Below are 17720 nucleotides of genomic sequence, written 5' to 3' on the forward strand. Positions count from 1 at the left end.
TCGAGAACAAAGATAAATCAGTGGGCGATTGTACCTTGTTCCGCGCCGCTGTGGCACCCCGTGAGATGCACTGCGCTGATTTCTTCCGCAATTATCGTATCTGGAATCGATAATAGCAGCAAAACAGGCAACGGCGGCAAGCCATAACGTTCACGGGCACGATCGCAAGCTTCATTACGCTGGCCATTCTCACCTGACTGCTCAAATTCCCGGCATGGGCTTGGCCGATTGTGATAGATAGAGCAGGAAACGGCCTGGCCGATTTCGCCCTGTAAGGCCAGGCAATGCGGGGAGCCGCTGTTGGTGCCTTGCATACAGCGCAGGAAAGGGGTCAGGGGTTCAGTAATAGAAACAGGAACGTTACCGCCGCCATCTTCTGCTTCGGCCCAATAGAATGACACTCGAAAATAGCCGCAGCATGCACCGCAGCTGGTACAGGGGTTTTGAATTTCGCTCATCTTGATTGCCACCGACTCCTTACCGGCCACCAACCAAAACCAACATGAATAATGAAATTACTCAGCACTCATTTTTTTAGCAACTGAAATCTAAACATGCATCAATTTTGCAACAAACTGAATTTATTGATTCAGATCAATTCCAGACTTATTAGTCACTTGGGTATCCTTGTTTTTGGTGGGAATTTAAATTTTTACACATAAGATGTGATCTCGATTGGATCATAAATACCTGTTAATAGGTATATTCGTCGAGACTGTAAACCACACAAATGGAATGGATAATGAAAAAGACAACGCTGGTGGTATTGGGAGCTATGATGGCTCCTATGTTGGCAAGTGCGCATCAGGCCGGTGATTTCCTGTTCCGTGCAGGTACTGCAACGGTGCGTCCTAATGCGGGTTCGGATAATGTTCTGGGACAAGGGTCTTTCAACGCAAATAACAACACCCAGTTGGGCCTGACCTTCGGTTATATGGTGACTGACAATATCGGTGTGGAATTATTGGCTGCGACACCGTTCCGCCATAAGGTTTCACTGAACGGTAGTGTAGTTAACGGTGATATTGCGACGGTTCGTCAGCTGCCACCCACACTGATGGCGCAATATTACTTCGGTGACAAGCAGGACAAACTGCGTCCTTACCTGGGTATCGGTGTGAACTACACCACCTTCTTTGATGAGAAGTTCAACGACAACGGTAAGAGTGCGGGTCTGAGCAATCTGGATCTGAAAGATTCCTGGGGCGTGGCTGGTCAGGCCGGTCTGGATTACAACCTGGATGAGCACTGGATGCTGAACATGTCGGTATGGTGGATGAATATCGAAACCAAAGTTCGCTTTGACGCAGGCGATCAGCATCAGAGCATCGATACTCGTCTGGATCCATGGGTATTTATGTTTGGCGCGGGTTATCGCTTCTAAGTCCGTATTAAGGAGGCGCTGTTCAGCGCCTCCCTCTTGCAATTACTTCACGCGCATCGCGTTTTCTACCGATTTAACACCAGCCACGCCGCGAGTCACCTGAACTGCGCGGTTAGCATCTGCGCTGGAGCTGACAAAACCGCTCAACTGCACCTGGCCTTTAAAGGTTTCGACGCTGATTTCGGTGGACTTGATGGTTTTGTCCGCCAGCAGTGCAGACTTCACTTTGGTGGTAATCACCGTATCGTCTATGTAGCCGCCAGTTCCTTCGGATTTCGCCGTTGGAGCGCAGGCGGAAACCGCCATTGCCAGAACAACCGCCATGCACAGTGCCGAAAGGGTTTTAAATAGCTTCATTAATGACTCTCCTTGCTATGTTAATGTTGAAACTAAACACTGATTTTCAATCAGGTAACTGAGTGCACTCACCGAATAACAGGATACTTAATCAACCCCTATGATTGTGGGACAGGTTTTCGGTTTGTTCAAACTGTTTGCGCAACTTTCTGTAACAACATTGAAGGTAAACAAGATGTTATCACCGGAGATATCAAGATATTTCCGGTGATAGGCAACGGAGGGGCTAAACGCGGGTTGCGGCTTTCATTTGACGAACAAACGTACCCAGCTTGGCCAGCATTTCTGTCGGTTGAGCCAGATTATGCTCGATGATTTTGACAATGGCCGAACCGGAAATTGCCCCGGCAGCGCCAGCCTGCAAGCTATCCTTGACCTGCGAAGGCTCAGAAATGCCGAAACCTTGCAACGGCGGAGCCGCGTGATATTCACGCAGTTTTTCCACCAGATGATGCAGCGGCAACTGCGCACGGCTTTCGGTACCCGTCACCCCGGCGCGTGACAGCAGGTAGGTATAACCACGGCCATGAGAAGAGATTTCGCGCAGTAAATCATCGTCGGCATTCGGCGGGCAAATATAGATCGGCGCGATGCCGTGGCGAATTGCCGCCGCACGGAAAGGTGCAGACTCTTCGAACGGGACATCGGCGATCAATACCGAATCAACCCCGACCTCCGCACAGCGCTGATAAAAGGCATCAATGCCGCGATGGAACACCAGGTTGGCATACATCAGCAGGCCAATTGGGATGGTAGGGTGTTTTTGGCGGATTGCCGCCAGCATTTCGAAACAGTGTGTCGGTGTAACGCCAGAGGCGAAGGCACGTAATGTGGCGCTTTGAATGGTTGGGCCATCGGCCAGAGGATCGGAGAAGGGGATCCCCAATTCCAACGCATCTGCCCCGTTTTCCACCAGGGTATCGACTATCTGTAACGACAGTGCCGGGTTCGGATCGCCCAGGGTAATAAATGGGACGAATGCACCTTCTTTATTATTTTCCAACCGTTTGAACAGTTGCTGATAACGTTCCATCAAATTTCTCCCCGAGCTTTCAGAATGTCGTGAACGGTAAATATGTCTTTGTCACCGCGCCCGGACAGGTTAACCACCAGAATCTGTTCTTTCTGCGGTGTCTCACGGATCATTTTCAACGCATGCGCCAAGGCATGGGAAGATTCGAGCGCCGGGATAATCCCTTCGTGGCGGGAAAGCGCTTTGAAAGCCTCAAGGGCTTCATCATCGGTAATGGACACATATTCTGCCCGGCCGATGCTGTTCAGATAGGCATGCTGCGGGCCGACGGAAGGGAAGTCCAAACCGGCAGAAATCGAATAGGACTCTTCAATTTGCCCCTCAGAGGTTTGCATCATCGGTGATTTCATACCGAAGTAAATGCCAACGTGGCCGTGCTTCAACGGGGCGCCATGCTGGCCGGTTTCAATGCCCAGGCCAGCAGGTTCAACCCCAATCAGGCCCACGCTGGTATCATCGATAAAGTCGGCAAACATGCCGATAGCATTGGAACCGCCACCCACGCAGGCAAGAACGGCGTCCGGCAGGCGGCCTTCACGCTCTAGCATCTGGGCTTTGGTTTCTTCACCGATCATGCGTTGGAATTCACGCACAATCGTTGGGAATGGATGCGGGCCCGCCGCAGTACCCAGCATGTAGTGGGCTGTTTCATAGGAGCCGGACCAGTCGCGCAGGGCCTCATTACAAGCGTCTTTCAACGTGGAGGAACCGCTGTGCACCGAGATCACTTCTGCTCCCATCAGGCGCATGCGGAACACGTTGGGCGACTGGCGCTCAATGTCTTTGGCCCCCATGTAGATACGGCATTTCAGGCCAAGCAACGCGCAGGCCAGCGCAGAAGCCACACCATGTTGACCAGCACCGGTTTCCGCAATGATCTCGGTTTTGCCCATGCGCTTGGCAAGCAGGGCCTGGCCCAAGACCTGGTTGGTTTTATGTGCGCCCCCGTGCAGTAAGTCTTCACGCTTCAGATAGAGCCTGGTTTTGGTTCCGGCGGTCAGATTTTTACACAGGGTCAGCGCCGTTGGGCGCCCCGCATAGTTTTTCAGCAGATCGATAAATTCTGCCTGGAGCTGCGGATCGCGCTGTGCGCTAACGAAAGCTTCTTCCAGTTGTTTCAGGGCTGGCATCAAAATTTGGGGCACATACTGACCACCAAATTCGCCGAAGTAAGGGTTAAGCAGCGTCATTATTTTTCCCGTTATTATCCGTTAAATTGTGTTCGCAATCAGTAGGCGCGCAGAGTCTGGAAGACCGCATCCAAACGAGCGGCATCTTTGATGCCGGGTTGGCTCTCAACGCCGGAGTTAAAATCAAGGCCTGCGCAACCGAGCTGGGCGGCATCCACGCAGTTATCTGCACTCAAACCACCGGCCAGCATTACGTTGTCCAGCGTTTGGCCTTGCAGTACCGACCAGTCGAAACGCTCACCGGTACCGCCTGCACCGTTGTCCAGCAGATAGCGCTCCACATGCTGCAGATCGCGGGCTGGCAGATGATCTTTTACGCTCAATGCTTTCCAGATCTGGCAGCCGGTTGGCAGCTTGGCTCGCAATGCGCTGATGTAGGCCTGATCTTCTGCACCGTGCAGTTGCACCGCGAACAGGCCAAGGCTTTCGGCGGTTTGCACGACCGTATCCAGGGCGGCATCGCAGAACACACCAACGTATTTCAGCGGAGCACCGGCGGTGACTTCCCTTGCACGGGCAATATCTAGGCAGCGGGGGGAACGGCCCACAAAAATCAGCCCGCCGTAGTTGGCACCGGCCTGATAAGCGGCAGCGGCATCCTGTGGCCGGGTGAGGCCACAGACTTTGTTATCACCGAGGATCACCCGGCGTACGGCACTGCGTAAATGGGGCTCGGACATCAATGCACTGCCGATCAGGAAGCCGTTGGCATAGCGGCTTAGTTCGCGGATCTGGCGGTAGTTGTTGATCCCGGATTCGCTGATCACCGTAACGCCGTGCGGCACACGCGGAGCCAAAGTGCGGGTGCGATCCAGATCGATGGAGAGATCGCGCAGATCGCGGTTGTTGATACCAATTACCCGAGCTTCAAGTTGGATCGCGCGTTGCAATTCCTCTTCGCTTATCACTTCGGTCAACACGCCCATATTCAGGCTGTGTGCCACCGCGGCCAGTTGGCGGTATTGCTCATCATTGAGAACCGACAGCATCAGAAGAATGGCGTCAGCCTGGTAATAGCGTGCCAGGTAGACTTGGTAAGGGTCGATCATAAAATCTTTGCATAGCACCGGCTGGGTGACGGTTTGGCTCACCAGCGGCAGAAAATCATAGCTGCCCTGGAAGTATTTCTCATCGGTCAGTACCGAGATTGCCGAAGCGAAATCCCGGTATACCGAGGCGATTTCAACCGGATCAAAATTCTCGCGGATCAGCCCCTTGGAAGGGGACGCTTTCTTGCATTCAAGAATAAATGCCGTTCTGGCCCCTTGCAGGGCATGATAAAAGCCACGGGTACTTGGCTCGATTTCATTTTGAAAGCTGGCCAGTGGCTGTTGTTGGCTGCGTGCCGTGACCCATTGTGCCTTGTCACGAACAATCTTGTTGAGCACGGTTTCCTGCATTACTTATCCTCTTGCTGCTAAAGCAGTGACCAGCTGGTGCGCTTGCCCACTGTGGATCATATCCAATGCCTGCTGCGCGTTATGGCGCAGGTTTTCCTGTCCGAATAATTTCAGCAATAGCGCCACGTTAGCGGCGACGGCTGCGGCGTGAGCACGCTTTCCTTTACCTTGTAACAAGCTTGCCAGAATGTCACGATTTTCTTCCGGCGCCCCGCCCAGCAACGCTTCCAGCGGGTGGCTTTCCAGGCCAAAGGATTTTGGCGTTAACTGATAACTTTCAATTTCACCGTCATTCAGTTCGGCTACCTCAGTGGTGGTGTGGATTGCCACTTCATCCATGCCGCCGCCATGGACCACCGCGGCGCGTTTATAACCCAGCGCACGCAGGGTCTGGGCGATTGGCAGCACCAGTTCTGGGCTATATACGCCGATCAGCGCCAGCGGTGGGCGCGCCGGATTAATCAGTGGGCCGAGCACGTTGAATACCGTGCGGGTCTTCAACTGCTGGCGTACCGGCATCGCATGACGAAAACCGGTGTGGTACTGCGGTGCAAACAGGAAGCACACACCGAGTTCGTCCAACGCCTGGCGGGATTTTTCCGCTGGCAGTTCCAGGTTGATACCAAAGGCCGCCAGCAGGTCAGAAGAGCCAGAACGACTGGAAACGCTGCGATTACCGTGTTTGGCGATTTTTGCGCCACAGGCAGCGGCGACAAACGCGCTGGCGGTGGAGATATTAATGCTGTTGGTGCCATCTCCCCCGGTGCCGACAATGTCAGCAAAGGCATAATCTGGATGAGGGAACGGCAAGGCATCGGCCAGCAACGCCTGGGCAGCCCCGGCGATCTCTTCCGGGCGCTCACCACGGATTTTCATGCTAATCAGAGCCGCTGCCAATTGGCTGTGCTCCAGTTCACCGCGCATGATTGCGCTGAACAGTTGCTGGCTTTCCTGCTGATCCATCGACTCTGAGCGATACAGCTTGTCAAGAATAGGTTGCATAGTCATTTACCTTAATTATTTCGCCAGTGCCCAGGCCAGAGTCTGCTCAAGCAGACGTGCGCCCTGGGTAGTCAGAATCGATTCTGGGTGGAACTGAAAACCGCATACACGTTGTTCATCGTTGCGAACTGCCATCACCATGTCGCCGAAGCGCGCATTAACGGTCAGTTCCGCAGGGATATTGCTGCCCACCAATGAATGATAACGGGCTACCGGAAGCGGGTTGGCCATCCCGGCAAACATTCCTTCACCATCGTGGGTGATGGCTGAAGCCTTACCATGCAGGATCTCACCCGCCTGACCAACATGGCCCCCATAGGCCTCCACAATCGCCTGGTGGCCAAGACAGATACCAATAATGGGCATTTGGCCGCGCAGGCGTTGCAACAGCTCAGGCATGCAACCGGCGTCGGCCGGGGTACCAGGGCCCGGTGACAGCATCAGAACGGGTTGTTCCATCTGTTGCAGGCGTTCAATGATGATATCGGTGGCAATCTGGTTACGATAAATCACCACCTGGTGGCCGCTGGCCCGCAGTTGATCTACCAGGTTGTAAGTAAAGGAATCGACGTTATCGAGCAGTAAGATATCGGCCATCAGAACACCTCCTTGGCCTGATGCGCGCTGGCAATGGCACGCAGCACGGCTCGTGCCTTATTACGGGTTTCATCGGCTTCGGCCTGGGGAACGGAGTCCAGTACCACGCCAGCGCCGGCCTGCACGGTGGCAATACCGTCTTCAACGTAAGCAGAGCGGATGACAATACAGGTATCGAGATCGCCATGAGCGGTGAAATAACCAACCGCACCACCGTAGCTCCCGCGGCGGGTACCTTCGGAGGACGCAATCAGCTGCATGGCGCGGACTTTTGGCGCGCCGCTCAGGGTGCCCATATTCATGCAGGCCTGATAGGCATGCAGCACATCAAGATCGGCGCGCAGCTTGCCGACAACGCGAGAGACCAGGTGCATCACGAACGAGTAGCGGTCAACTTTGGTCAGGTCGGCAACATAGCGGCTGCCAGCTTCACAGATACGGGCCAGATCGTTACGGGCCAGATCGACCAGCATCAGGTGCTCGGCCAGTTCTTTATGATCGGTGCGCATTTCCAGCTCAATGCGGCTGTCGAGATCCAGATCCAGCGAGCCATCGGCCCGGCGGCCACGCGGGCGGGTCCCGGCGATCGGGTAGATTTCAATCTGGCGGCTGGCGGCATCATATTTCAGTGCGCTTTCCGGCGAGGCGCCGAACAGAGTGAACTCGTTATCCTGCATCAGGAACATATAAGGGCTGGGATTGTTTTCTTTCAGCGTCTGGTAGGCTGCCAGCGGGTTAGGGCAAGGCAGCGAGAAACGGCGTGAAGGAACTACCTGGAAAATTTCGCCCTGGCGAATAGCCTGCTGCAGTTTGCTGACTACCGTGCCGTACTCTTCATCACTCTGGTTACAGCTCAGTTGCATGTCTTCCAGTTTTTGATGAGGAATGGCAACCGGGGCCTGTTGCAGTTGAACCTGAAGCTGCTCCAGCCGCTGTTGCAAACGCAGGGTTTCAGCACGTTCACCGGTGAAGACGCTGGCCTGCAAGCGCGCCACTTTGCGTTGATGGTCCAACACCAGCAGCGTTTCTGCCAGGTAGAAGCAGAAGTCTGGGCAACGCTGGTCCTGGCGTAATTCAGGCAAATCCTCAAATCCGGCAACCAGGTCATAGGCAAACAGGCCGCCCAGTAACATGGCCTCACGTTCATCGGCGGGGGCATCTACCAGTGTCAGCATAGTCCGCAGTGCATCAAATACTGACAATGAACGCAGGCGGGCATCTTCGTCTTGCACTGCATCAATGGTTGGGAAGGTCAATTCGCGGCCATTTGGGCTGGCCTGAATCTGAACCTCGCCAGGTAGCGCAATATCGAGCAATGGCAGCAGGGCAGAACCATTGGCCGTCAGCGCCTGGATACTGACGTTACGGCCCAGTGCAGTAATACGCAGTGCACTATCAACAATCAGCAGGCTTTTCAGGTTTTGCTTGCTGTTGATTTCCGCCGAGTCCAACAACAGGGTGGCCGGGCGCGCACCGCACAACTGATGAAAAATCGCCGTTGGGTCGCTGCGGTAACCGGCCTGTGCCGTGAGTAGTTTAAGCTGTGGTTTGTTGTTCATCATCGGTGGTTCCAGTCAAATATTGTCCAAAAAAAGCCCGCTGTTATGAGCGGGCCTTGGGAATCTGCAGTGTCGGATGACAGGTATGCGTGATTACTCGACCCGGGAAAGGGAAGTACGCCACCAACGAAGAAGAGAAGTTTGCTTAATCATCTTATGCTCTCTGTTTATCATCCAAACACGGTCACTGCCGTGAACTTGTGTACTAGTTAACTGGTTCGCGAGTTTAAAGTCAACCCTCTTTTTGCACAATGTGTTAGCGGTTGTTATGAAAATCTTTCATCTAGCGAAATGCGCCAGCGGTAGAATAGATTTCCGTCTGGCCAGTTATAACGGTTATGATAGAAAGCCAAGCCAATGCAGGATATCTCCTTTGACAGACAGCAGCTCGCCATCCTCCGCTTTTACCCTGTACGATCTCCACAGCCATACCACCGCTTCCGACGGCTATTTAACGCCGACACAACTGGTGCAGCGAGCCGTCGAGATGCGTGTTGGCGTGCTGGCTATCACCGATCATGACACCATCGACGGTTTGGCGGAGGCCGCCAGTGCGATCGCCAGCATGGCGTTACCGCTGCAATTGGTTAATGGCGTGGAGATTTCCACATTATGGGAAAACCACGAAATCCACATTGTTGGGTTGGGGCTTGATATTGCGCATCCCGCACTGCGGCAATTGCTGGCAGAACAGAGCGCACGGCGTAATTTACGCGCACAGGAAATAGGTATCCGGTTGGCGAAAGCGCGCATTCCTGATGCCTACGCAGGGGCACAACTGCTGGCGGGTGGCGGGTCAGTAACCCGGGGGCATTTTGCCCGCTACCTGGTGCAGACCGGCGTGGCGGATAATCTGGCACAGGTATTCAAGAAATATCTTGCTAAAGGGAAAACCGGCTACGTTCCCCCGCAGTGGTGTACAATAGAACAAGCCATTGATGTGATTCATCAATCCGGCGGTCAAGCCGTGATGGCCCACCCGGGCCGGTATGACCTGACCGCCAAATGGCTCAAGCGCCTGCTGGCGTATTTTGCCGAGAATGGCGGCGATGCAATGGAGGTGGCGCAGTGTCAACAGGCCCCCCACGAGCGTTCATTGCTGGCAAAGTATGCGCAGGATTACCAATTATTGGCCTCGCAGGGGTCTGATTTCCATCAACCCTGCTCGTGGATTGAGTTGGGGCGCAAACTGTGGTTGCCGGGCGGTGTTGAACCGGTATGGCGTGATTGGCCGCAGCCCCAACAGATCAAAGTAGGTTGATTTAACGCGGGCGTTGTCGTGCGCGTGCATTATCTTCAGGAGTAACAGATGAGCCAGTTATTTTATATTCACCCGGACAACCCGCAGCCACGCTTGATTAACCAGGCGGTGGATGTGTTGCGCAAGGGCGGTGTGATCGTTTATCCAACGGACTCTGGCTATGCGCTGGGTTGCAAATTGGAAGAGAAGGCGGCAATGGAACGTATCTGCCGCATCCGCCAACTGGACGGTAACCATAATTTCACCCTGATGTGCCGCGATCTGTCTGAGTTGTCGACTTATGCCCACGTAGATAATTCGTCTTTTCGTCTGATCAAGAACAACACGCCGGGTAATTACACCTTTATTTTGAAAGCGACTAAAGAAGTCCCCCGTCGCCTGATGAATGACAAACGTAAAACCATCGGTCTGCGGGTGCCTTCCAATCCAATTGCTCTGGCATTGCTGGAAGTGCTGAACGAACCGATGATGTCCACCACGCTGATGCTGCCAGGCAACGACTTTGCCGAATCCGATCCGGAAGAGATCAGTGAACATCTTGGTAAACAGGTCGATCTGGTGATCCACGGCGGTTTCCTCGGCCAACAACCGACTACGGTTATCGATCTGACCGAATCTTCACCGGAAGTGGTACGTGAAGGCGCAGGTGACCCCTCTCCGTTTCGATAAACAACCCGACGAAGTCAGTGCCAACGACTCATAAAGCCTGTATAGTGAGCGGTCGATTTTGACCAAGAGATAATTTTTGCGGCTGCCTTATTCCGATAAGCGCGGCGGCAAAGTCCCCCGACGCCTGTGAAGGCGACACTAGAGGTTGCTCAATGAGCGAGAAGTTACAGAAAGTATTAGCACGTGCCGGCCATGGCTCGCGTCGTGAAATAGAAACCATGATTGAAGCTGGCCGAGTCAGCGTCGACGGGAAAATCGCCAAGCTTGGCGATCGCGTTGAAGTGACTGCCGCGATGAAAATTCGTCTGGATGGCCACGTTGTTTCAATCAAAGAATCCGCAGAAGCGGTTTGCCGTGTGCTGGCTTATTACAAGCCGGAAGGTGAACTCTGTACCCGCAGCGATCCGGAAGGTCGCCCAACGGTATTCGATCGTCTGCCAAAACTGCGAGGCTCACGCTGGGTGGCAGTAGGTCGCCTGGATGTGAATACCTCTGGCCTACTGCTGTTTACCACGGATGGTGAACTGGCCAACCGCCTGATGCACCCAAGCCGTGAAGTTGAGCGTGAATACGCGGTGCGTGTGTTCGGCCAGATTGATGACGAAAAAATCAAGCAACTGAGCCGTGGTGTGCAACTGGAAGATGGTCCAGCCGCTTTCCGCACCATCAGTTTCCAGGGCGGTGAGGGGATCAACCAGTGGTATAACGTGACCCTGACTGAAGGCCGTAACCGTGAGGTTCGTCGCCTGTGGGAAGCCGTTGGCGTTCAGGTCAGCCGTTTGATCCGAGTGCGCTATGGCGACATCGATCTGCCAAAAGGCCTGCCTCGTGGCGGCTATGCGGAACTGGATTTGAAGGCAATCAACTATCTGCGCGAATTGGTAGAGCTTAAGCCGGAAACCGTCAGCAAGTTGCCGGTGGAACGTGAGCGCCGCCGCGTGAAAGCCAATCAGATCCGTCGTGCGGTTAAACGCCACAGCCAGGTGGCAACCGGCAACCGCCGCAGTGCACCAGGCAGCAAACCGGGGAAACCGGCAGCCAAGCCTGCAAAATCTGCCAAGCGCAGCTAATTTCCTTACCGTGGCCATCAGGCCACGGTATCTTTCTACTACCAGTCAATACCTTGCTGTGCCTTGATCCCGGCTTCAAACGCATGTTTTACCGGCCGCATCTCTGTCACGGTATCCGCCAGTTCCAGTAAATCGCGATGACAGCCGCGCCCGGTGATGATCACCGTCTGGTGTGCAGGGCGTTGATGTAGCGCCTCCAGCAGTTCCTCCAGCTCCAGATAGCCGTAACTCACCATATAGGTCAGTTCGTCCATCAGCACCAGATCCAGGCTGCTGTCGGCCAGCATGCGCTTGCCATGCTGCCAAACTGCCTGACAGGCCGCGGTGTCACTCTCCCGGTCCTGGGTTTCCCAGGTAAAACCTGTGGCCATGACCTGGAATTCCACCCCGTGTTGCTGCAGCAGGTTTTTCTCACCGTTGGCCCATTGGCCTTTGATAAATTGGATCACCCCGGCTTTCATTCCGTGGCCGACCGCGCGGGCGACGGTGCCGAATGCGGCGGTGGTTTTACCTTTGCCATTGCCGGTGAATACCAGCAATAAACCACGTACATCTTGTGCGGCGGCAATGCGGGCATCTACCTGTTCTTTCAGGCGCAGCTGACGTTGCTGGTGACGATCTTCAGCCATGATTCAAGGGTTCCTTATTCGGCGGCGCCGGGTTTGCGATTAGGTTGGGCATCATAGCTCATACCGGTTTTGCGGCGGCTGTCATCCCCCATCAGATACAGATAGAGCGGCATGATATCCGCCGGTGTTTTCAGTTTGTTTTTATCTTCATCAGGGAAGGCGGATGCGCGCATTTGTGTGCGAGTTCCGCCAGGATTGATGCAGTTAACCCGTAAATTACGGTTTTTATATTCATCGGCCAGTACCTGCATCATTCCCTCGGTGGCAAACTTCGACACCGCGTAGGCTCCCCAATTGGCACGGCCCATTCGGCCAACGCTGGAGCTGGTAAAGACCAGAGAGCCAGCGTTTGATTTCAGCAGCAGTGGCAGCAGGGCCTGAGTCAGCATGAAAGTAGCATTGACGTTGACCTGCATCACCTCATTCCACATGGTCATCGAAAGTTCCGCCATTGGGGCGATGTCACCCAGCAGGCCTGCATTGTGCAAAACGCCATCGAGGTGTGGCACGATGCAAGCTAATTCATCGGCTACTCTTTGACACTGTTCTGGTGTGGTGTGCAGCAAATCGAGCGTAATGATATGGGCGGCGGCACCGCCGTTGGCAGCTATTTCTGCCTGCACGGCCTGCAGTTTACGTTCTGTCCGCCCGAGCAATATCAGTTGCGCACCAAAACGGGCGTAGGTCAGGGCGGCCTCGCGGCCAATGCCATCGCCAGCGCCGGTGACCAAAATAATACGTTGTTCGAGCAGATCCTGTTTAGGTTGGTAATGCACAATAGTTCCTCGCGCCAAGTTGGCCAGATCCCTTTTGATTAAAGGGAATTCAGATGGTTAGGGGATCATCAGCAGGAGCAGTTTGGCTCGACCACGGCAACAATCCCACAGCGAATTTGTCTCATCACGTTGATGAATAATGCGTGTTATATGCCTGAAATGGATCGCATTTTCAATGATTAGCCCGCAGAATTGGCATTCTTTTGTAACAAAAACGGAACAGAAGTGGCTTGATTGCCAGAGTTGCCCCCTCATATTGAGGGAAGAAAAGCAGGAATTTGCATTTGGTCGCGACAGCCGCAGTGCCGATTGGCTAAAATGAATGAAGTCTCACTAACAAACTGTAAATAAAGGCGGAATCTGTGGAGTTTATATCTGTTTACGGCCTGTTCCTGGCCAAAGTTGCCACGGTGGTGATTGCCATTGCCGCACTGGCGTTGCTGGCGTTCAGCCTGGGCCAGCGCAAAAGCCAGCAGAAAGGGGAATTGCAGCTTGATGATTTGGGTGAGCAGTATCGCGAAATGCAGCGTGAAATGCGTCTTGCCCGGATGGGGGCCGCAGAACAAAAGGCCTGGACCAAGCAGTTTAAAAAGCAGAACAAAGCCGATGACAAGCTGAAGAAGCAGCGTGCTAAATCCGGCGCGGTAGAGGCGACCAAGCCTTGCCTGTATGTGCTGGATTTTAAAGGCAGCATGGATGCCCACGAAGTGACATCGCTGCGTGAAGAAATTTCTGCTGTTCTGGCCGTAGCCACCACCAAGGACGAGGTTCTGTTGCGCCTGGAGAGCCCGGGAGGAGTGGTTCACGGTTATGGTCTGGCAGCGTCTCAGTTGGAACGTCTGCGCAAGGGCGGTATCCGTCTGACGGTCGCAGTAGATAAGGTGGCGGCCAGCGGGGGATATATGATGGCCTGCGTTGCCGATCGCATCGTTGCAGCGCCGTTTGCCATCATTGGTTCGATAGGCGTGGTTGCACAGATCCCCAACTTCCATCGCCTGTTGAAAAAGAACGATATCGATATTGAGTTGCACACTGCCGGGCAATTTAAACGTACTTTGACTTTGCTGGGTGAGAACACCGAGCAGGGGCGTGAGAAATTCCGTGAAGATCTGAACGAAACTCATGAACTGTTCAAGCAGTTTGTTCATCAGCAACGGCCTTCACTGGATATTGAAAGTGTGGCGACCGGGGAACACTGGTTCGGTACTCAGGCAAAAGACAAAGGGTTGATTGACGCGGTTGGCACCAGCGACGATTTGCTGATTGCCGAGATGGAGAATCATGAGGTTGTCGGGGTGCGCTATGCCCGTCGCAAGCGCCTGATTGACCGTTTTACCGGCAGCGCAGCAGAGAGTGTCGATCGCCTGCTGTTACGTTGGTGGCAGCGCAGTGAGAAGCCGCTGATTTAAGCCATAAAACCGATGACTATACGGGGGCCAAGGCCCCCGTTTTAATGGTTAATCCACCAGATGGTATTTTTCTGAAAGTACATGGGCCAGATGCTTAAACATATTAAATACGGCGGTGGTTTTTGCCGTTGGCAGTCCATCGGGATCTAAAAAGAATTCACCGCGAAAAACCAGCACACTGCCTTTTTGCTCAACTTCTGTCGCAATCATACCGTGCATATAATCTTCGTGATTACGGATGATGTTATTTGCTTCAATAAGCAATGCTTCTCGTTCGATCGGTTGAGTATTTGTTCGCATTTATTCCACTCCTGACAAAAATTCTGCCAGTATTCTAACGCTTGTTCACGTTTATCCGCAAACCGGCTAAGGTTTAAATGCCATCTGGATGGCTGGCGGTTTAATCTGTTTTGGCGAAAAGATGATTTCCGTGCTAATTAAGTTGCGTAGCGGTTTTTATCAGGTAGAGTGTGGGATTTTGCGGTTCCAGGTGGAAGGATTTGTTTACGCTACGACAGTAGGCCCGGCGTGGCCGCACTTCTGGGGTTGAGGGTAAGCAGCCGAAGCTGGCATTTTGCGTTCAGGTTGACCAGTTAGAGCACTATTAGAAAAAAACGCCTTGATCTCCTGCCAAACTACCGCAATATAAAAAAGAGATACGAATTGCCGCGGTACGGCGAGATAAATGGCTTCTTTTTAGAAGATATAAAATTAGGTAAAGGTAAATATGGGCAAAGCTCTCGTAATAGTTGAGTCCCCGGCAAAAGCCAAAACTATTAATAAATATTTAGGAAGTGACTACGTGGTTAAGTCCAGCGTTGGTCATATCCGTGATTTGCCGACCAGCGGATCAGTCAGCAAAAAAAATGCTGACGCAACCGAAGACAAAGCCAAAAAGAAAGTTAAGAAAGATGAAAAAACGGCGCTGGTTAATCGTATGGGCGTCGATCCTTATCACGGTTGGAAAGCGCAATATGAGATTCTTCCGGGTAAAGAAAAAGTTGTCGCCGAGTTAAAATCGTTAGCAGAAAATGCCGACCATATTTATCTCGCAACGGACCTTGACCGCGAAGGGGAAGCCATCGCCTGGCACCTGCGGGAAGTGATCGGTGGGGACGACAAGCGCTTTAGCCGCGTAGTATTTAACGAAATCACCAAAAACGCGATCCAGCAGGCGTTCAAAGCGCCAGGCGAGCTGAATATCGATCGTGTCAATGCACAGCAGGCGCGCCGCTTTATGGATCGCGTGGTGGGCTATATGGTTTCGCCACTGTTGTGGAAAAAATTGCCCGTGGCCTGTCTGCTGGCAGGGTGCAGTCAGTCGCGGTACGGCTGGTGGTGGAGCGTGAACGCGACATCAAGGCCTTTGTACCGGAAGAGTACTGGGAGTTGCACGCCGATCTGCTGGCAAAAGGCGAAATCGCGCTGCAGATGGAAGTCACCCATGCCCACGATAAACCGTTCAAACCGGTTAACCGTGAACAGACTCACGCAGCGGTCAAACTGCTGGAAAAAGCCCGTTATACGGTGCTGGATCGCGAAGACAAACCGACCAGCAGCAAGCCGGGGGCACCATTTATTACCTCCACGTTGCAGCAGGCTGCCAGTACTCGCCTGAGCTTCGGCGTGAAGAAAACCATGATGATGGCGCAACGGCTGTATGAAGCTGGTCACATCACCTACATGCGTACCGACTCCACCAACCTGAGTCAGGACGCGCTCAACATGGTGCGTGGTTATATCGGTGATAATTTCGGTGACAAATACCTGCCGAAAGCCGCTAATCACTACAGCAGCAAAGAGAATTCCCAGGAAGCGCACGAAGCCATTCGTCCTTCAGACGTCAGCGTTCTGGCTGAGCAACTGAAAGATATGGAAGCGGATGCGCAGAAGCTCTATCAACTTATCTGGCGCCAGTTTGTTGCCTGCCAGATGACCCCGGCGCAGTATGATTCCACTACGCTGACGGTGAAGGCCGGTGATTTCCAGTTGCGAGCCAAAGGCCGCACGCTGCGCTTTGATGGCTGGACCAAGGTCATGCCTGCATTGCGCAAAGGCGATGAAGATCGCACCTTGCCATTTGTAGAAGTGGGCACCGAGCTTGATCTGCAGAAATTGATCCCAAGCCAGCACTTTACCAAACCGCCAGCGCGTTACAGTGAAGCTTCGCTGGTGAAAGAATTGGAAAAACGCGGTATTGGCCGCCCATCGACCTACGCATCGATCATCTCGACCATTCAGGATCGTGGTTATGTGCGCGTAGAGAGCCGCCGTTTCTATGCGGAGAAAATGGGTGAGATCGTGACCGATCGCCTGGAAGAAAACTTCCGCGAACTGATGAATTATGACTTCACCGCGCGTATGGAAAACGGCCTGGATCAGGTCGCCAATAACCATGCAGAATGGAAAGCGGTGCTGGACGAATTCTTCGCAGAATTTAGCGAGCAGTTGGAAACAGCCGAAAAAGATCCGCAAGAGGGCGGCATGCGCCCGAACCAGATGGTCATGACCAGCATTGATTGCCCGACCTGTGCCCGCAAAATGGGGATCCGCACGGCCAGCACTGGCGTGTTCCTCGGTTGCTCGGGTTACGCGTTGACGCCAAAAGAGCGCTGTAAAACCACCATTAACCTGGTGCCGGAAACGGAAGTTCTCAACATCCTTGAAGGGGATGATGCTGAAACCAACGCCTTGCGTGCCCGCCATCGTTGCCAGAAATGTGGCACCGCAATGGACAGCTATCTGATCGATAACCAGCGCAAACTGCATGTGTGCGGTAATAATCCGGCATGCGACGGTTACGAGATTGAAGAGGGCGAATTCCGCCTGAAAGGCTATGATGGCCCAATCGTCGAGTGTGATAAATGCGGTTCTGAAATGCACCTGAAAATGGGCCGTTTCGGGAAATACATGGGTTGCACCAACGAGAATTGCAAGAATACCCGCAAGATCCTGCGCAGCGGTGAAGTGGCGCCACCGAAAGAAGATCCCGTTCCGTTGCCAGAACTGCCGTGCGAGAAATCAGACGCGTACTTTGTGTTGCGTGATGGCGCTGCCGGTGTGTTCCTGGCGGCTAACACTTTCCCTAAATCGCGCGAAACCCGAGCGCCGTTGGTGGAAGAGTTGGTGCGCTTTAAAGATCGCTTGCCAGAGAAATTGCGTTATCTGGCCGATGCGCCAGTTGCCGATCCAGAAGGCAACAAAGCCATGGTGCGTTTTAGCCGTAAAACCAAGCAGCAGTATGTTTCTTCTGAGAAAGACGGCAAAGCCACCGGTTGGTCTGCTTTCTTTGTGGATGGCAAATGGGTTGAAGGCAAGAAGTAAGCTAAACGCCAAAAAGTCACAAAAACCAGCTCACAAGGCTGGTTTTTTATTGGCTAAAAT

At 53.4% G+C, this 17720-nt stretch carries 16 protein-coding genes, 1 pseudogene and 1 other annotated feature; of the genes and pseudogenes, 6 read left to right on the forward strand and 11 right to left on the reverse strand.

The window, feature by feature from the left end; all coding sequences use genetic code 11:
* Positions 1-17 precede the first annotated feature (17 nt).
* A complete protein-coding gene (locus ACQ86O_RS18415; RefSeq protein WP_431222303.1) occupies positions 18-458 on the reverse strand; it encodes a YkgJ family cysteine cluster protein in 441 nt (146 codons plus the stop codon).
* 284 nt (positions 459-742) lie between these two features.
* Between ACQ86O_RS18415 and ompW the strand changes: the two genes are divergently transcribed.
* Entirely contained in the window at positions 743-1384 is a 642-nt protein-coding gene (gene ompW, locus ACQ86O_RS18420) for an outer membrane protein OmpW (protein ID WP_431222304.1), read from the forward strand.
* Between the two features lie 42 nt (positions 1385-1426).
* Here the strand turns inward: ompW and ACQ86O_RS18425 are convergent, their stop codons facing one another.
* The 7 genes from ACQ86O_RS18425 to ACQ86O_RS18455 all read right to left on the reverse strand — a co-directional run bounded on the left by ACQ86O_RS18425 (position 1427) and on the right by ACQ86O_RS18455 (position 8525).
* Positions 1427-1741, reverse strand: coding sequence for a BON domain-containing protein (locus ACQ86O_RS18425; RefSeq protein WP_431222305.1), 315 nt, complete (start codon positions 1739-1741; stop codon positions 1427-1429).
* Positions 1742-1967: 226 nt separating this feature from the next.
* The gene (gene trpA / locus ACQ86O_RS18430) at positions 1968-2774 is read right to left on the reverse strand and encodes a tryptophan synthase subunit alpha (RefSeq protein WP_431222306.1); all 807 of its coding nucleotides are present in this window, start codon (positions 2772-2774) and stop codon (positions 1968-1970) included.
* Positions 2774-3964, reverse strand: a complete 1191-nt coding sequence (trpB, locus tag ACQ86O_RS18435) for a tryptophan synthase subunit beta (protein WP_431222307.1) — start codon at positions 3962-3964, stop codon at positions 2774-2776. The genes trpA and trpB overlap by 1 nt, the downstream gene beginning before the upstream one ends.
* A gap of 38 nt (positions 3965-4002) precedes the next feature.
* A complete protein-coding gene (trpCF, locus tag ACQ86O_RS18440) occupies positions 4003-5364 on the reverse strand; it encodes a bifunctional indole-3-glycerol-phosphate synthase TrpC/phosphoribosylanthranilate isomerase TrpF (protein WP_431222308.1) in 1362 nt (453 codons plus the stop codon).
* Between the two features lie 3 nt (positions 5365-5367).
* Positions 5368-6366, reverse strand: coding sequence for an anthranilate phosphoribosyltransferase (gene trpD, locus ACQ86O_RS18445; RefSeq protein ID WP_431222309.1), 999 nt, complete (start codon positions 6364-6366; stop codon positions 5368-5370).
* A 15-nt stretch (positions 6367-6381) separates the two neighbouring features.
* Positions 6382-6963 (reverse strand): glutamine amidotransferase-related protein, encoded by a 582-nt coding sequence (locus tag ACQ86O_RS18450; protein ID WP_431222310.1) that lies wholly within the window; start codon positions 6961-6963, stop codon positions 6382-6384.
* Complete coding sequence (locus tag ACQ86O_RS18455; RefSeq protein ID WP_431222311.1) at positions 6963-8525, reverse strand: anthranilate synthase component 1; 1563 nt, start codon at positions 8523-8525, stop codon at positions 6963-6965. The genes ACQ86O_RS18450 and ACQ86O_RS18455 overlap by 1 nt, the downstream gene beginning before the upstream one ends.
* A gap of 24 nt (positions 8526-8549) precedes the next feature.
* Positions 8550-8654: a sequence feature (Trp leader region), on the reverse strand.
* Between the two features lie 241 nt (positions 8655-8895).
* Between ACQ86O_RS18455 and rnm the strand changes: the two genes are divergently transcribed.
* From rnm to rluB, 3 genes are all read left to right on the forward strand, one after another.
* Positions 8896-9783 (forward strand): RNase RNM, encoded by an 888-nt coding sequence (gene rnm / locus ACQ86O_RS18460; protein ID WP_431222312.1) that lies wholly within the window; start codon positions 8896-8898, stop codon positions 9781-9783.
* A gap of 48 nt (positions 9784-9831) precedes the next feature.
* Complete coding sequence (locus ACQ86O_RS18465; protein WP_431222313.1) at positions 9832-10452, forward strand: L-threonylcarbamoyladenylate synthase; 621 nt, start codon at positions 9832-9834, stop codon at positions 10450-10452.
* Positions 10453-10604: 152 nt separating this feature from the next.
* Positions 10605-11522 (forward strand): 23S rRNA pseudouridine(2605) synthase RluB, encoded by a 918-nt coding sequence (rluB, locus tag ACQ86O_RS18470; RefSeq protein WP_431222314.1) that lies wholly within the window; start codon positions 10605-10607, stop codon positions 11520-11522.
* Positions 11523-11560: 38 nt separating this feature from the next.
* Here the strand turns inward: rluB and cobO are convergent, their stop codons facing one another.
* Together cobO and ACQ86O_RS18480 are read right to left on the reverse strand one after the other, a co-directional pair.
* Entirely contained in the window at positions 11561-12151 is a 591-nt protein-coding gene (cobO, locus tag ACQ86O_RS18475) for a cob(I)yrinic acid a,c-diamide adenosyltransferase (RefSeq protein ID WP_431222315.1), read from the reverse strand.
* A gap of 14 nt (positions 12152-12165) precedes the next feature.
* On the reverse strand, positions 12166-12927 hold the full coding sequence (locus ACQ86O_RS18480; protein ID WP_431222316.1) for a YciK family oxidoreductase: 762 nt from the start codon (positions 12925-12927) through the stop codon (positions 12166-12168).
* A 362-nt stretch (positions 12928-13289) separates the two neighbouring features.
* On the opposite strand from ACQ86O_RS18480, the gene sohB reads away from it, so the two are divergent.
* Positions 13290-14336, forward strand: coding sequence for a protease SohB (gene sohB, locus ACQ86O_RS18485; protein WP_431222317.1), 1047 nt, complete (start codon positions 13290-13292; stop codon positions 14334-14336).
* A 48-nt stretch (positions 14337-14384) separates the two neighbouring features.
* Here sohB and ACQ86O_RS18490 read toward each other — a convergent pair whose 3' ends face one another.
* Positions 14385-14636: a YciN family protein gene (locus ACQ86O_RS18490; protein ID WP_431222318.1), complete on the reverse strand. Its 252-nt coding sequence runs from the start codon at positions 14634-14636 to the stop codon at positions 14385-14387.
* A gap of 427 nt (positions 14637-15063) precedes the next feature.
* On the opposite strand from ACQ86O_RS18490, the pseudogene topA reads away from it, so the two are divergent.
* A pseudogene (gene topA / locus ACQ86O_RS18495) lies at positions 15064-17660 on the forward strand (type I DNA topoisomerase).
* The last annotated feature ends 60 nt before the right edge of the window (positions 17661-17720 follow it).

It is taken from the genome of Serratia sp. L9, from assembly GCF_050632285.1.
Lineage (GTDB): Bacteria > Pseudomonadota > Gammaproteobacteria > Enterobacterales > Enterobacteriaceae > Chania.

What these genes read in the sequence shown, in the direction of transcription:
- ACQ86O_RS18415 (WP_431222303.1), bottom strand. Translation starts at nt 458, where the DNA reads ATGAGCGAAATTCAAAACCCCTGTACCAGCTGCGGTGCATGCTGCGGC.
- ompW (WP_431222304.1), top strand. Translation starts at nt 743, where the DNA reads ATGAAAAAGACAACGCTGGTGGTATTGGGAGCTATGATGGCTCCTATG.
- ACQ86O_RS18425 (WP_431222305.1), bottom strand. Translation starts at nt 1,741, where the DNA reads ATGAAGCTATTTAAAACCCTTTCGGCACTGTGCATGGCGGTTGTTCTG.
- trpA (WP_431222306.1), bottom strand. Translation starts at nt 2,774, where the DNA reads ATGGAACGTTATCAGCAACTGTTCAAACGGTTGGAAAATAATAAAGAA.
- trpB (WP_431222307.1), bottom strand. Translation starts at nt 3,964, where the DNA reads ATGACGCTGCTTAACCCTTACTTCGGCGAATTTGGTGGTCAGTATGTG.
- trpCF (WP_431222308.1), bottom strand. Translation starts at nt 5,364, where the DNA reads ATGCAGGAAACCGTGCTCAACAAGATTGTTCGTGACAAGGCACAATGG.
- trpD (WP_431222309.1), bottom strand. Translation starts at nt 6,366, where the DNA reads ATGCAACCTATTCTTGACAAGCTGTATCGCTCAGAGTCGATGGATCAG.
- ACQ86O_RS18450 (WP_431222310.1), bottom strand. Translation starts at nt 6,963, where the DNA reads ATGGCCGATATCTTACTGCTCGATAACGTCGATTCCTTTACTTACAAC.
- ACQ86O_RS18455 (WP_431222311.1), bottom strand. Translation starts at nt 8,525, where the DNA reads ATGATGAACAACAAACCACAGCTTAAACTACTCACGGCACAGGCCGGT.
- ACQ86O_RS18465 (WP_431222313.1), top strand. Translation starts at nt 9,832, where the DNA reads ATGAGCCAGTTATTTTATATTCACCCGGACAACCCGCAGCCACGCTTG.
- rluB (WP_431222314.1), top strand. Translation starts at nt 10,605, where the DNA reads ATGAGCGAGAAGTTACAGAAAGTATTAGCACGTGCCGGCCATGGCTCG.
- cobO (WP_431222315.1), bottom strand. Translation starts at nt 12,151, where the DNA reads ATGGCTGAAGATCGTCACCAGCAACGTCAGCTGCGCCTGAAAGAACAG.
- ACQ86O_RS18490 (WP_431222318.1), bottom strand. Translation starts at nt 14,636, where the DNA reads ATGCGAACAAATACTCAACCGATCGAACGAGAAGCATTGCTTATTGAA.